We start from the raw sequence: 14,108 nt of genomic DNA, 5'->3' as shown, positions 1-14,108 counted from the left end.
GTCACGCCCGTACTTTCGGCGTCATGGGCGCCCCGCTGTGCGGGGCGGGATTGTCGTTGTTTGACGCAACAGAATGAGGTGCCCGGTGATCAGGACGGCCCCGCAGGCTGCTGCTGCAGGTCCAGGGCGGCGAGCAGGCGGCGGACCGAGCCGCCCAGGTTCCAGTCGGCGGCCAACTGCTCCAGTTCCGCCCGCCGGTCCCCCGTCACGGGCTGCAGGCGGGCGCCCGCTTCTTCAAGGGTGGGCAGCTCCAGGTTACGCACCAGCCGGACGACGGCGGGGGCTGCTTCCAGGTAGGCGGCGGCGGCTGAGAGTTTGGCCCTGACAGGCGCGGATACACCCGTGCCCGGCTCCTCCGCGGCCGCCAGCAGGCGTTCGAGGGTCCCGTATTTCAGCAGCAGGGACGCGGCCGTCTTCTCGCCGATCCCGGCCACGCCGGGCAAGCCGTCGGAGGCGTCTCCCCGGAGGGTGGCATAGTCTGCGTACTGCTGGGGCAGGACCTTGTACTTGGCCACCACCGTTTCTTCCGTGATGACTTCGAGGTTCTTCATGCCGCGGGCGGTGTAGATCACCCGGACGGCCCGCTCGTCGTCGCATACCTGGAACAGGTCGCGGTCGCCTGTAACCACGTCCACCGGGAAGCCGGCATGGCTCGTGTAGGTGCCCACGACGTCGTCGGCCTCGTGGTGCGCCGCGCCCACAATGGCGATCCCGGCCAACTCCAGTACGCGGCGGATCATGGGCAGCTGGGCCTGGAGGCCCTCGGGCACCACTTCGACGTCGGTCCCGCCCGGAACTGCTTCGTCCACACGGTGGGCCTTGTAGGTGGGGAGCAAGTCCACCCGCCATTGCGGACGCCAGTCATCGTCCCAGCAGGCCACCAGGTGGGTGGCGTGGTAGTCGGTGCTGAGCCGGGCGATCATGTCCAGCAGCCCGCGGACGGCGTTGACCGGGGTCCCGTCGGGACGGCGGATGGTGTCCGGCAGGCCGTAGAAGGCGCGGAAGTACAGGGAGGCAGTGTCGAGCAGCATGAGGCGCTGGGGCATACCTTGATCCTGACATGGAAATGGCCGGCGGGGCAGCAGCCGGACCCGGCGCCGCGGCGGCTAGAAGGACCGCATGGTGAGTTCCAGGCCCAGAAGTCCGCGTCCGGCCTGCTCCAGGATGGGGTCGATGCCCAGGGTGGGGTGGTTCAACAGCACGCCGACGTCCCGTTGGATGCGCTGGAGCGGGTGGGACAGCCGGTGCATGCTGCCGCCCGATCCACCCGCTGCCAGGCGGACGGCTTCCTGCGCGGCTTCCGCAGCGAGGGCGAGCGAGAGCCGGAACGGCGCGCGCTGAGCCTCAGGCAGTCCGGCGTCAGCCTGCCCCTCGGAAGGCAGCAGGGACAGCGCGGCCTGCCAATGGAGTTGTGCGGTGGACACCGCCCCTGCTGCCCTGGCGTAGCGGGCCTGCGCCAGGACCGAATCCGCCTGCCGCACAAAGCTGCCGTTCCGCTCCTTGTGCATCAGCAGCTGGTGCCGGAACAGGTCCAGGGCGTACTCCGCGGAGCCAACCGCCACTGCCGGCGCTACCAGGTTCAACAGGGTGGTCATGGGTGCGTGGATCAGCGGGTCCCGGTGCAGGAGGCTGCCGGGATTGTCGGGACCGGTGAGCTGCGCCCAGTCCATCATCCGATGGCCGGGGACAAAGAGCCCGTCCGCACGGAGGTCATTGCTGCCGGTCCCCCGCAGCCCGTCGGTGTGCCAGGCGTCCAGCAGCTGAAGGTCCGCGTTGGGAACCAGTGCCTGCAGCCGGACCCCGTCAAGCTGTACGGCCAGCAGGGCCCACTGCGAATGCATGACGCCCGAGGCGAAACTCCAGTGGCCGGAGATGGCGTAGCCCCCGGGCACCTTTCGTGCCGAGCCAACAGGCGCGCTGGTGGCGGCGGCGAGCGGCATGTGCCCGTTGGCGAAGACTTCTTCCTGCACCTCCCGGGGCCAGCGGGCCAGCATCCACGCGTGCTCGGTGAGGTGTCCGGCGGTCCAGGCGGTGGAGGCACATCCCCGGGCCAGGACCCTCACGGCTTCGCCGTAGCTCTGCGCACCCAGCCCGTACCCGCCCACGCCCGCGGGTGCGAGGATGCGGAAGACGCCGGCGTCCTGCAGTTCCTGCACGGTTACGGCGGGCAGGCGGCGCAGCTGTTCGGCTTCTTCGGCCCTGGCCCGCAGCCCCGGAACCAGGGCGTCCACGCGGGCGAGCATCCCGGAATGCCCCGGCGCCTTTCCCGCCGCAGCCTTCGCCGGGCGTACGACGCCGGCCCTGCTGAGTTGGAGCGTATGCCCGGTTCGGTCGCGCTTGGCTGCGAGGTACCGCGAGTTGGCCTCCGAGAGGTGGACACCCGTGGCAACCTGCTCCTCGATATCGATTCCCAGCGCCGTCAGCTGGGCCGCCTTGTCAGGGTTGTTGCTGAGCAGCCGCACCCTCGCGGCACCCACGGCGCGGAGCATTTGGGCTGCCGCCGCATAGTCCCGCTCGTCCTCGCCGTGGCCCAGTGCAAGGTTCGCGTCATACGTGTCCAAGCCCTGGTCCTGCAGGGCGTACGCATCAAGTTTCGAGTAGAGGCCAATCCCCCTGCCTTCCTGGCGGAGGTAAAGCAGGAATCCACCGGTGGCAGTGATGTCCTCCACGGCTTCCCGGAGCTGCGGCCCGCAGTCGCAGCGCTCGCTGCCAAACACGTCACCGGTCATGCACTCGCTGTGCACCCGGACCAGCGGCGCCGCCGCTCCGTCCAGCAGCACCTGCTCCCACCCGCCCAGGGCGAGCAGCAGGTGCTCCCGGCCGTCGGCCAGGCCATGGAAGGTCATCACTTCCGCGGAGGTGCTATAGCCGTCCGGAAAACGCAGGGGAACGGTGACCCGGGTGCGGATCGTGGCCGCACGGAGATCAGCCGGCAGGGCTGCGGGGTGGACAACTGCTGTCATGGTGGGCCTCGTCATTTTACCGGAAATAGTTGAAACTTAAAGTAACTATACCGCGGCATTAGTTAAAGGTTCAAGTGTTCCGTGTCTTTTAAGGTCCTGCAGGCTGCCCCTGGCACATCCCCATGATCGGGTTGCTGACCGACCGCGATCGACCGCCGTGTTGTCGTTGACCCTCCGAAGCCCGTACGTAACGATAACGGGATGACATCCAGTATCGAAGGCAGGGAATTCGGGCATGGCTCGCCGGAAACCATCAACGACAACGGCGCGTGGTGCTGGTTCCAGGACGAGCGGGCCCTGGTGGACCCCGTCAACAAGACGCTGTTGGTGGGTTCCGTAGCCGCTCCGGAGGGCCCGGACGGCGAGCGCCGCGGCGGCAACATTGAAGTCGCCGTCCTGGACCTGGCCTCCGGGAGCAGCACAGTCCACGTCCTGCACCACAGGCTGGAGCCTGACGACCATGATGCCCCGGCGCTGCTGGTCAGGCCGGACGGCCGCTACCTTGCCATGTACGCCAGGCACAAGACTGACAACTACTCCCGCTGGCGGATCTCCGTCCGGCCCCACGACGCCTCCGAATGGGGCCCCGAGGAGCGCTTCGACTGGACGGAGCTGGCCGCAGGGCGCGGCGCAACGTATTCCAACCTGCACCGGCTGGACTCCGAGTCGCGCGTGTACAACTTTGTCCGGGCCATCAACGACGATCCCACCCTGATGGTCTCGGGGGACGACGGCAGTACCTGGAGTTTCGGCGGGAAACTCTTCACCCGGCCCAAAGTGGGCTACGTCAACGGCTACACCCGCTACTACGCCAACGGCACTGACCGCATTGACCTCATCACCACGGACCACCACCCCCGCGACTACAACAACAGCATTTATCACGGCTACATCCGGGACAATGCGCTGCACGACGCCGAAGGGCGGGTGGTGGGCAAGCCGCTGATTGGCTCACCCGGCGTCGACCAGGCCTCCCTGACCACCGTCTTCGAGGCCGGCACCGAACTGGACGGGGACGTCCTCACCCACGGCTGGACGGTTGACCTGCGGGGGCGGGATGGACACCTGGCCGCCATCATCAGCTGCCGGGCCAACGACGTCAACGGCGCCCTTGAACGTGAGCAGATGCTCGACGTCGATGATCACCGCATGCTCTACGCGCGCTTCGACGGAACGCGCTGGCGGCTGAACCATCTCGCCGTCGCGGGGCCCGGACTGCTCCCCCACGAGCAGGACTACACCGGGCTGGGGGCGGTGGACCCCTACGACCTTGACCGGGTGTACATTTCCACGCCGGTGGACCCCCGGACCGGCAGCACCACGGCCCACTACGAAATCTACCGCGGCCGGACCGTTGACGAAGGCGCGTCGTGGGAGTGGGAGGCAATAACGGCGAACTCAGCGGTGGACAACCTCCGCCCCATCGTTCCGCCGGGGGACTCTTCCGTCCACGCCGTCTGCTGGTTCCGGGGCATCATGCGTTCGTCCCAGGCGTATGAAACAGAAGTGGTGGTGCTGCGCTGACCAGTCACCACCCGGCGTCAGGGCTGCTCGCTGAGCGGCGGGCGGTCTATCACGCGGGGAATGTACTCAAGCAGCTGGAGGCGTCCGTCGAAGATCCTGCTGTCCACCAGGTCCAGGGCGACGTCCGGGTAGCCGTCGTAGATCCGTTCGCGTCCCGTGCGCCCGGTGATCAGGGGGAAGACCACCAGCCGGAACCGGTCCACGAGGCCCGCTGTGACCAGGGAACGGCAGAGGCTGAGGCTGCCGAGGGTACTCAAGGGCCCGGGATAGGTCTGCTTCATCTGCCTGACGGCCTGGACCGCGTCCCCGGCCACCAGTTCGGAGTTCGGCCACCGGAGGGGTGCTTTCAGGCTGGAGGAGAACACCACCTTGGGAACGGCGGCAAGGCCCGTCAGGGTTGCACTTTCGTCCTGCGAGTATCCCGTGCCCCCGGTTGCAGCGTCCTCTGACATCCCTGACATGAGGCGGTAGGTGTTCGCACCCAGCAGGAACGTATAGTCCTTCCCGGCCTCCTGCTGGAGCCAGGCCAGGTATTCCGGACCCTCAAGGCCCCACCAGCCCGGCCACCCCTCACCCGACGCGAAGCCGTCCAGGGTGATGATCAGGTCCACCATCAGCTGGCTCATGGCGCCCATGCTATTCCCGGCCCGGAAGCCCGGCAAGGGACCGGTCAGAACCAGTCGCCGTCGGCGTAGGCGCTGCGGACGTGTGCACGCAGGTACTCCCCCACCACGGCTGCGCCCAGGTCGCCCACCTCCGGCGCCACCACCCGGCCGTCCACGCGCCGCGCCATCCGCTGGACGAACCGCTCCAGGCCGGGGTCGTTGCCCAGCCGGAAGAATGTGGTCTGGACACCGGACCGGCCCAGGCGGTCCAGTTCGGCAATGGTGGCACGGATGGTCTCCGCATCCGGCGGCCAGTTGAACCAGGAGTCCCCATCCGGCAACAGGTGCGCGGTGGGCTCGCCATCGGTGACTACCAGCAGGACGGGCTGCATGGATGGATGGCTTCGGAAGAAACGGCCCGCCAGCAGCAAACCATGGTGCAGGTTGGTGCCCTGCTCGCGGAGCGCCGGCAGGGCAGTGAGTTCGGCGATATCCATGGACTGCGCGTAGCGGCCGAAGGTGATCAGCTGCAGCCGGTCGCCGCGGAAGCGCGTGGAGACCAGGTGGTGCAGTGCGAGCGCGGTCCGCTTCATCGGAACCCACCGCCACTCGGCAGCCATGGAGAAGGACACGTCCACCAGCAGGGCAACCGCCGCCTGCGTGCGTGCCTCCGTCTCCGCCACTTCGATGTCGCCGACGGCGAGGCGCAGTCCGCGGCCCGGGTCACCGCCGTCGGCCATGATGCGCCGGATGGCGTTGGTCATGGTGCGGGTGACGTCCCAGGGCTCGCGGTCACCGAACTCCCACTGCCGGCTTGAGCCCGTCTGTTCCCCGGCGGCCCCCGCCATTCTGGTGTCCCGGTTTCCCTGCCGCCCGGAGAGCTGCCTTGCGGTATCCCGGAGCAGTGCTTTCCCCAGCCGCCGCATGGCCTGCGGAGACAGCCGCAGGTCGCCATCGGTGCCGCGCCGCAGGTAGCCGCCATCCTGCATGGCCCGCTCGATCTCAGCGAGGGTGCGGGCGCTCACGGCGGCATTCTCACCGAGCTGGCGTGCCAGGGCATCGAGGTCCAGGTCATCAAGCCGGGAGCCGTTGTAGGACTGGGAGAGTTGCTCGGACAGTTCGTCGAGCTCGGCGATGTCCTGCAGCACACCAGTCCCGTCACCAAGCCCCAGGCCTTCCTGCCCTTCGAAGCGTTCCGATCCCGTCCAGTCTTCGCCGGGACGCAGCGCCTGCAGGGCGGCGTCGAGCTCACTGAGCTGCGCCATCAGTTCCGGCGAGCCGAATGCCTGGGCGGACAACCGCATCAGCTCGTCACGCTGCTCAGCGGACATGGACTGCAGGAGCCGCTGGGCCGCCGCCGCGCGCTGGGCCAGGGCATCCACCAATTCCTCCACGGATTGCGGATTTTCCGGAAAGTACTGGCCGTGCCTGGCCATGAACTCCTGGAAATCGGCGTCCGTGTCTTCGCCCCGCCGGTGTTTGGCCAGCAGCTCATTGAGGTCCCGGAGCATGGCATTTACTGCTTCGCGGTCCTCATCGGTGGCGCTCTCCAGCGCCTGCTTCATGCCGGCGAACCGCTGTTCAAGGACCTCCCGGCCCAGCAGGTCCTTGATCCGGTCGTACGCTTCCCTGGCCGCGCTTGACTGCCAGTCGTAGGACGCAAGCTCATTGACGGCCGCCGCCGTGGAGGGCGGGAGGTTTTGCAGCTGCATCTCCCGGAAGGCACGGTCCGTGTCATCCATCATGGCGTCCCGGGCCAGCTGCTTGCGTTCCTCCAGCACGGCGGTGTCCAGGAGTTTCTTCACTTCATCCAGGGTCCCGTCCAGCCGGTGTCGGCTGAGCAGGTCGCGCCGCCGCTGCTGGACGCGCCGGGCGAGGTCGTCCAGCCCGTCGCGGTCCCGCCCGCCGCGCCGCAGGAACTCCTGGAGGGCATGGCGCGGCGAGTAGCCTGCCATCACGTCTTCGGCGACGGCGTCAAGCGCCTCGGCCAGGTCAACCGGCGGGGCGAGCGGGTCCGGGCCGCCGGTGTACCGGCCGTACCTGGCGGACCGCTTGTGGATGGCCATGGTGCCTCCTGAGGCTAGCCGTAAATGGTTTCCTCGTCGTCGGATTCCTTGGAGATCCGACGGCCGAGGTACAGGCCTTCGAGCGCCAGTTCGACGGCGGCTGCGAGCTGTCCGTCATTTGTGGCGCCCAGGCGCCGCCCAATTTCGTCGTAGAGGCCCGAGCCATTCAGGGACGGGAGGTTGCCCAGGAACTCCTGCGCGGTCACCTGTTCCCCGGTGGTGACGGTCCGGTGCCCGTCGAGGGCGGCCACGAGCGGGCCCATGTCCAGGCCCTGGAAGTGCGCCCTGACAGCTTCGGCGGTGGCGGTGCGCAGGAGGTGGTCGAGGACGCCCTGTTCGCGTCCTTCCTCGCCCGATTCGAACTCGATTTTGCCCGTCAGGACTTCCACGGCCGGCTCGAGGTCGATAATCCGGGCCACCGCCTGCTCCTCGCCCCGCAGGCTTGCCCGGCGCAGCGCAGCGGCGGCCACCGTCTCAGCCCCGGCGATGGCGAACCGCGCGGAAACGCCGGAAGTCTGGTTGATGGCCGGGGACTGTCGCAGCGCGCGGGTGTAGCGGGCCAGGATCTCCAGGATGAAGGGCGGGACGTCCGCCACCAGCCGGCCCTCCTGCAGGATGACGGAGACCTCGTCCTCCAGTTCGATCGGGTAGTGGGTCCGGATCTCCGCACCAAAGCGGTCCTTCAGCGGCGTGATGATGCGGCCGCGGTTGGTGTAGTCCTCCGGGTTCGCGGACGCGGCAACCAGCACGTCCAACGGCAGCCGCAGCACGTAGCCGCGGATCTGGATGTCCCGTTCCTCCATGACGTTGAGCATCGCCACCTGGATGCGCTCGGCAAGGTCCGGGAGCTCGTTGATGGCGATGATGCCGCGGTTGGAGCGGGGAATGAGCCCGTAGTGGATGGTCTCGGGATCTCCCAGCCGGCGGCCCTCGGCCACTCGCATCGGATCGACGTCGCCCACGAGGTCGGCCACCGAGGTGTCCGGCGTGGCCAACTTTTCCACGTATCGCTCGGACCGGTGCCGCCAGGCGATGCGCAGCCGGTCGCCCTCGGTCAGGACCCGGGCACGTGACTGTTCGGTCATAGGTTCGAAGGGGTGCTCGTTCAGCTCAGAGCCCTCGATGACGGGAGACCACTCATCCAGAAGCCCGGCCAGGGTCCGCAGCAGGCGGGTCTTGCCCTGTCCCCGCTCACCAAGCAGGACGATGTCGTGTCCGGCGATGAGGGCCCGCTCGAGCTGCGGGATCACGGTCCGGCTGAAGCCGAACAAACCGGGCCAGGGGTCCCGCCCCGCGGCCAGGGCGGCGAGCAGATTGTGGCGGATTTCGTGGCGCAGGTCCTTGTGGACATACCCTGCGGCACGCAGTTCACCAACGGTAAAAATATCGGGGCGGTCAGTCACCCCTCTACGGTAAGCCCCGCCCTGCGGCTAATCGAGAGATTCCTCCAGATTCCTCTGTTCGGCGATTATTCCGGTCCGGATGGGTTGGGTCCAACCAGCGGGCACCGGCACCCTCACTGGGCGTCGGGATGTCCCTGCGCGGCGGCCGCCGCAGGGGCCGCCTGTTCGAGGTGGGCGCCGATGTGCTCCAGCAGGTAGTGCTGTCCAAGCACGGTGGGGTGGTCGCCGTCCGGGCCGATGAGATCGTCAAAATCATCGCTGATCCAGCCCTCGGCGATGGGATCCACGAACTCACCGCCCGCCCGCCGGGCAGCGGCCCTGAGCTGGTCGCTGATGTCCACCAGGGCGGGATCGGGGATTTCAGAGTACGACGGCGGGCCCACCACAATGAGCTTCGCCTCCGGGGCCAGTGCTTCGGCACGGTCCATCGCCGCCAAGGCGGCGTCACCAATATCTGCGGGCGCATGGCCCAGGTCATTCTCCGACCCAAAAAAGACAACGATGCCGGTATCCGGGGTCACGAAGCTTTCAACCTCGGTGCCGAAAGTACCGTCAAGGTCACCGGTGCTGAGGTAACCGCTGCCGTTCTCGGCGGCATTAACCACCTCCAGGCCGGCGCCCAGCGGGTCTTTGCGTAATAACGCCGGCCACGCCTGCTGCGGCGACGTGCCGTGACCGGTGCTCAGCGAGTCCCCCACAACCACAACGCGGACCGGAGGGGCGGCCGTGACCGGCGGCTGCGTCTGGGCGGTACTCCCGGACGTTACGGCCAGGACCAGGCCAACCGCACCCGCAGCTATTACCCGGCCGGGAAGTCGGTGCACGGGATGGCCCTGCGGCAGCACGCCGTGATGCATCGGTCCACCTCCTGCCTGCACATCGTCACGGGACGGATGGCGGCGGCTGCGCGCCGCCATCCGTCCTCTGTCCGTGTCCCATCGTAGGCAATGGTGGGAATACTGTAGGGCCAAGGTGACCAGGATCAAAGGATGCACAGCCACTGCACAGGAACTTTAGGGGCGTTAGGTACCCCCGGTGCGCGCGCCAACTGGGCATCCGCTTTACGCGGTTGCCTGCGGGCTACGCTTTACCTGTGTATCGGCAAACCATCGGGTGGGACCCCGCAACCAGCCTTTCCGAGCAGGCACCGGGCGTCTATTTGGCGGAAGGGCCGGCCTCCAACTGGATTGTGGTCCGGGACGGGAAGGGGTTCATCCTCGTTGACAGCGGTTATCCCGGTGACCGCCGCCACGTCCTTGCCTCGCTCCGCTACCTGGACCTGGAACCCGCGGACGCCCTTGCCCTGCTGCTCACGCACGGCCACGTGGACCATACGGGCTCCGCGGCTTTCTTCTCCGAGTCCTTTGGAACCCCCGTCCTGTGCGCCCCCGGTGAGCTGGCGCACGTCCAGGGGAAGGAAAAGCACCAGGTCACCCTGGGGCAGGTCCTCATCCGGGCGTGGCGGCCGCGGGTGTTCCGCTGGATGGTGCACGCCATCAGGGCGGGCGCATTAGCGGCAAGGCCCGCCACGCGGGCGGAGGCGTGGGACGCTGCCACGCTCCGGGCCCTGCCCGGCCGGCCTGTGGCCATCTCCGTACCCGGACATACGCCCGGCAATGCGGCAATCCTCCTTCCGGAAGCCGGCGCCATCGCCATCGGTGATTCGTTTGTCAGCGGCCACCCGATCAGCCGGACGTCCGGTCCGCAGATGCTGCATCCGATGTATCACGCAGATCCGGGCGCGGCGCTCGCCGCAGTGCGGAACCTGGCCGGCGTCGACGCCTCGGTTGTCCTGCCGGGCCATGGGCCTGCCCTGCGCATCCCGCTGGCCGAGGCGGCAGGCAGAGTGACCGGCCGGCCGCGGACACGTTCCCGCGCATCCCGGCAAACCCGCCGCACCGGGCTCAAGGGCGCAAGCTAGAACTTTCCGTAGCGGGCCCGGGCCATGGAATACACGCCGTAACAAATGAGCCCGGCGGCGATGGCGGCCAGGAGGAACACTCCGTACGGCTGCGCTCCGAGGGTCTTCAGCCCGCCATCCAGCCCGGAGGACTTGGACGGATCGGCGGTTGCGGCGGCCACGATGATCAGCACACCAACGACGGCGAGCACTACGCCCTTCGCGGCGTAGCCGATGGTTCCGATCCATTCCACGGCTGTCCGGGCCTCGCCGGGGTCCTGCAGGTCTTTCATGAATTTCCGCGTGATGCCGCGATAGGCGTAATAGCCTCCGGCGCCGATGATTGCCAGCCCCACCGCGATCAACAGCACCACCCCTGCAGGCGCTCCCATCAGCTTTGCAGTGAAATCGCTGGCGGACTGGCTGGAGTTCTTGCTGCCGCCGGAGGCAAAGACGGCAAAGGTGAAGGCCAGGAACCCGAAGACAACAGCTTTGCCCACGGCGCTGGCGGCCTTTTTCAGCTTCTTCTTGGAGTCAGTCTCTGAGCGGGCCCCAAAAACGGCTTCGCTCAGCATCCACAGGGCAAGCGCAGCGCAGGCAACAGCTCCCACCCAAAGCAGGATCCCGCCGCCAGGTTTGGACGCCAGGGCTCCGATTGCTCCCGACTGGTCGGCTTCACCGCCCTGGCCCCTGTCCAGCTGCAATGCGATGACGCCGACCAGGATGTGGACCAGGCCGATGAAGACAAATCCGGCGCGGGCCAGAATACGGACCGCGGGGCTGCGGCTCGCCGATGCGGCCTCGGATACTGCCCTGTTCGCTCCCTGCGACGCGTTGCCCATGGCCGGCCCTTCCACTTTATGCAGTTGATCTCTCGGTCCCCCGGGCGGGGTCTCGTGCATGCCGGCCCCGCGGGATGATTCAGTGTAAATCCGTCCGCGCCCTCCCGACAGATCCCCCAAGTTCGGGCCACGGACGGATGACCACTAGAGTCGAAGCGGTGCATGCCGAACAGAACGTTGACCAGCTGACCGCCCTGAACCCAGACATGTTGGGCCTGCCCACAGAGTCGGCCGGCCACGGCGAAGACGGCTTCGTCCGCGTGCGCGGTGCCCGTGAGAACAACCTGCGCAACGTCAGCGTAGACGTGCCGCGGGACGCGATTGTGGCGTTCACGGGAGTGTCGGGCTCGGGCAAGTCGTCGCTGGCCTTTGGCACCATCTACGCGGAGGCGCAGCGCCGCTTTTTCGAGTCGGTGGCGCCCTATGCCCGCCGGCTGATCCAGCAGGGCCACAACCCCAAGGTGGAGCAGATCACCGGGCTGCCGCCCGCCGTCGCACTCCAACAACGGCGCGGCACCGCCACTTCCCGGTCCACCGTGGGGACCGTGACCACCCTCTCCAATTCGCTGCGCATGCTGTTCTCCCGCGCCGGCAGCTATCCCGGCGGCGCTGCCCCGCTGGATTCGGATGCCTTCTCCCCCAACACCGCGGCAGGCGCCTGCCCCGAATGCCACGGTCTGGGAACCGCCCACACGGTCACCGAAGCATCACTGGTTCCGGACACGTCCCTCAGCATCCGAGACGGCGCGATCGCCGCCTGGCCCGGTGCCTGGCAGGGCAAGAACCTGCGCGACATCCTGACCCACCTGGGCTACGACGTGGACGTTCCCTGGCGGACGTTGCCCCGCGAACAGCGGGACTGGATCCTCTTTACCGGGGACCAGCCCGTGGTGGAAGTGACGCCGCAGCGGGACCGCGTGGCCAAACCGTACAAGGGCCGGTTCTGGAGTGCCAAAAGCTACGTGATGCACACACTGCTTGACTCGAAAAGCCCCGCGATGCGGGAGAAGGTGCTGCGCTTCATGGAAACGGGACCGTGTCCGCAGTGCGATGGCACCGGGCTTCGGCCCGAGGCCCTTGCGGTGACCTTCGCCGGGCACACCATTGCCGGACTCAATGCCGTGCCCATGACCGAACTGGCGGAGATCATCCGCCCCACCACCCTGCTGGCCACGGCAGGCACGGCGTCGCGGAAGCAGTCCTCTGAGTCCAATGAAGTGGCCGTGGCCATCACCCGCGACCTGCTGCAGCGCATCAACGTCCTGCTTGACCTTGGCCTGGGCTACCTGGCGCTGGGCCGGGCCACGCCAACGCTCTCGCCGGGCGAGATGCAGCGTCTCCGGATTGCCACCCAGCTTCGGTCCGGGCTGTTCGGGGTGATCTATGTGCTGGACGAACCGTCAGCCGGGCTTCACCCCGCTGATGCCGAACCCCTCCTTGCGGTGCTGGACCAGTTGAAGGCCTCGGGAAATTCGGTGTTCGTGGTGGAACACAACATGGACGTGGTCCGCCGCGCCGACTGGCTGGTGGACGTGGGTCCCCGCGCCGGCGAGGACGGCGGGCAAGTGCTGTACAGCGGGCCCGTCCAGGGCCTGGACGCCGTGCCAGGGTCAGTGACACGGCCGTTCCTGTTCCCCGGGAACCCAGCAGGGTCAAGGGCCGACGGCGGGAGCGGCACGGGTGCGGCGCGGGAGGCCGCTGGTTGGCTGGAACTGCGCAGCATCAGCCGCCACAACCTGCGGAACCTGGATGCGGCCTTTCCGCTCGGTGTCCTGACGGCCGTCACGGGCGTATCAGGTTCCGGTAAGTCCACCCTGGTGAGCAAGGTTCTCGCGGATATTGCCGGCACCTCCCGGCAGGCCAGTGATGACAGCCGTGTGGCACGTGACGAGCCGGACATTGACATGGACGAAGACGGGGGCCCGGGCAGCGTGGGGCACGTTGCCGGCCTGGAGCGGATCGACCGCACGGTCAAGGTGGACCAGAAACCCATTGGGCGCACACCCCGATCCAACCTGGCCACCTATACGGGGCTCTTCGATGCGGTCCGCAAGGAGTTCGCTGCCACCGATGCCGCCAGGAGCCGCGGGTTCGGCCCCGGGCGCTTTTCCTTCAACGTGGCCGGCGGACGGTGTGAGACGTGCCAGGGCGAGGGCTTTGTGGCCGTGGAGCTGCTCTTCCTTCCCGGAAGCTACGGACCCTGCCCGGAATGCAACGGATCGCGCTACAACCCGGAAACCCTGGAGGTCACCTACCGGGGCAGGAATATAGCAGAGGTGCTGGGAATGACGGTCAATGCAGCGGCCGGCTTCCTGGCAGGGGTTCCCGCCGCGGCGCGTTCCCTACAGACACTCCAGGAGGTAGGCCTGGGCTACCTCCGGCTGGGGCAGCCGGCCACCGAGCTTTCCGGCGGTGAGGCGCAGCGGATCAAGCTGGCCACTGAACTGCAGCGGGCCCGGCGCGGCCACACGCTCTACCTGCTGGACGAGCCCACCACGGGACTGCATCCGGCCGACGTCGAACTCCTGATGGCCCAGCTCAACCGCCTGGTGGACGCCGGCAACACGGTGATCGTCGTAGAACATGCCATGGACGTGGTGGCCGGAGCGGACTGGGTGATGGACCTGGGGCCCGCCGGTGGCGACGCCGGCGGTAAGCTCGTCGCCGCCGGCAGCCCGGCCGCCGTCGCGCGTTCCGGCAGCAGCCGCACCGCGCCCTACCTGGCCGCCGCCCTCCGGGACCGTTACGCCGGGGCGGAACGGTAGCGGCTTTGGGCTCTTGCCCCGGCTCGTGGGCGGGCGTAGG

10 protein-coding genes are annotated in these 14,108 nt (G+C 67.9%); 3 read left to right on the top strand and 7 right to left on the bottom strand.

Annotation, left to right across the window (positions count from 1 at the left end):
* Nucleotides 1-89: 89 nt before the first annotated feature.
* Both ACR65K_RS04605 and ribA read right to left on the bottom strand, forming a co-directional pair.
* Nucleotides 90-1,046: a 5'-3' exonuclease gene (locus tag ACR65K_RS04605; RefSeq protein ID WP_440151510.1), complete on the bottom strand. Its 957-nt coding sequence runs from the start codon at nucleotides 1,044-1,046 to the stop codon at nucleotides 90-92.
* Nucleotides 1,047-1,106: 60 nt separating this feature from the next.
* A complete protein-coding gene (gene ribA / locus ACR65K_RS04600; protein WP_440151508.1) occupies nucleotides 1,107-2,963 on the bottom strand; it encodes a GTP cyclohydrolase II RibA in 1,857 nt (618 codons plus the stop codon).
* Nucleotides 2,964-3,164: 201 nt separating this feature from the next.
* On the opposite strand from ribA, the gene ACR65K_RS04595 reads away from it, so the two are divergent.
* Nucleotides 3,165-4,487 carry a BNR-4 repeat-containing protein gene (locus ACR65K_RS04595; RefSeq protein WP_440151507.1) on the top strand — a complete coding sequence of 441 codons (1,323 nt, stop codon included), beginning with the start codon at nucleotides 3,165-3,167 and terminating at the stop codon, nucleotides 4,485-4,487.
* A 17-nt stretch (nucleotides 4,488-4,504) separates the two neighbouring features.
* Here the strand turns inward: ACR65K_RS04595 and ACR65K_RS04590 are convergent, their stop codons facing one another.
* The 4 genes from ACR65K_RS04590 to ACR65K_RS04575 form a co-directional block, all read right to left on the bottom strand.
* On the bottom strand, nucleotides 4,505-5,122 hold the full coding sequence (locus ACR65K_RS04590) for a dihydrofolate reductase family protein (protein ID WP_440151506.1): 618 nt from the start codon (nucleotides 5,120-5,122) through the stop codon (nucleotides 4,505-4,507).
* A 35-nt stretch (nucleotides 5,123-5,157) separates the two neighbouring features.
* Nucleotides 5,158-7,158, bottom strand: coding sequence for a vWA domain-containing protein (locus ACR65K_RS04585; protein WP_440151504.1), 2,001 nt, complete (start codon nucleotides 7,156-7,158; stop codon nucleotides 5,158-5,160).
* A gap of 14 nt (nucleotides 7,159-7,172) precedes the next feature.
* Nucleotides 7,173-8,561 carry a magnesium chelatase ATPase subunit I gene (locus tag ACR65K_RS04580; protein ID WP_440151503.1) on the bottom strand — a complete coding sequence of 463 codons (1,389 nt, stop codon included), beginning with the start codon at nucleotides 8,559-8,561 and terminating at the stop codon, nucleotides 7,173-7,175.
* Nucleotides 8,562-8,674: 113 nt separating this feature from the next.
* Nucleotides 8,675-9,418, bottom strand: coding sequence for an SGNH/GDSL hydrolase family protein (locus tag ACR65K_RS04575; RefSeq protein WP_440151502.1), 744 nt, complete (start codon nucleotides 9,416-9,418; stop codon nucleotides 8,675-8,677).
* 236 nt (nucleotides 9,419-9,654) lie between these two features.
* On the opposite strand from ACR65K_RS04575, the gene ACR65K_RS04570 reads away from it, so the two are divergent.
* Nucleotides 9,655-10,482 carry an MBL fold metallo-hydrolase gene (locus ACR65K_RS04570; protein WP_440151501.1) on the top strand — a complete coding sequence of 276 codons (828 nt, stop codon included), beginning with the start codon at nucleotides 9,655-9,657 and terminating at the stop codon, nucleotides 10,480-10,482.
* On the opposite strand, the gene ACR65K_RS04565 is transcribed toward ACR65K_RS04570, so the two are convergent.
* Nucleotides 10,479-11,303: a DUF1206 domain-containing protein gene (locus ACR65K_RS04565; protein WP_440151500.1), complete on the bottom strand. Its 825-nt coding sequence runs from the start codon at nucleotides 11,301-11,303 to the stop codon at nucleotides 10,479-10,481. The genes ACR65K_RS04570 and ACR65K_RS04565 overlap by 4 nt on opposite strands.
* A gap of 206 nt (nucleotides 11,304-11,509) precedes the next feature.
* Between ACR65K_RS04565 and ACR65K_RS04560 the strand changes: the two genes are divergently transcribed.
* Nucleotides 11,510-14,068, top strand: a complete 2,559-nt coding sequence (locus ACR65K_RS04560) for an excinuclease ABC subunit UvrA (protein WP_440151914.1) — start codon at nucleotides 11,510-11,512, stop codon at nucleotides 14,066-14,068.
* Nucleotides 14,069-14,108: the final 40 nt, after the last annotated feature.

The sequence above is a fragment of the Arthrobacter sp. SAFR-179 genome (assembly GCF_059414945.1).
The sequence above is the reverse complement of the archived record's forward strand: the minus strand, read 5'-3'. Positions and strand labels throughout refer to the sequence as shown.

Coding starts and splice junctions, on each gene's coding strand:
- ACR65K_RS04595 (WP_440151507.1), top strand. CDS start 3,165: ATGACATCCAGTATCGAAGGCAGGGAATTCGGGCATGGCTCGCCGGAA.
- ACR65K_RS04575 (WP_440151502.1), bottom strand. CDS start 9,418: ATGCATCACGGCGTGCTGCCGCAGGGCCATCCCGTGCACCGACTTCCC.
- ACR65K_RS04605 (WP_440151510.1), bottom strand. CDS start 1,046: ATGCCCCAGCGCCTCATGCTGCTCGACACTGCCTCCCTGTACTTCCGC.
- ACR65K_RS04585 (WP_440151504.1), bottom strand. CDS start 7,158: ATGGCCATCCACAAGCGGTCCGCCAGGTACGGCCGGTACACCGGCGGC.
- ACR65K_RS04565 (WP_440151500.1), bottom strand. CDS start 11,303: ATGGGCAACGCGTCGCAGGGAGCGAACAGGGCAGTATCCGAGGCCGCA.
- ACR65K_RS04590 (WP_440151506.1), bottom strand. CDS start 5,122: ATGGGCGCCATGAGCCAGCTGATGGTGGACCTGATCATCACCCTGGAC.
- ACR65K_RS04560 (WP_440151914.1), top strand. CDS start 11,510: ATGTTGGGCCTGCCCACAGAGTCGGCCGGCCACGGCGAAGACGGCTTC.
- ribA (WP_440151508.1), bottom strand. CDS start 2,963: ATGACAGCAGTTGTCCACCCCGCAGCCCTGCCGGCTGATCTCCGTGCG.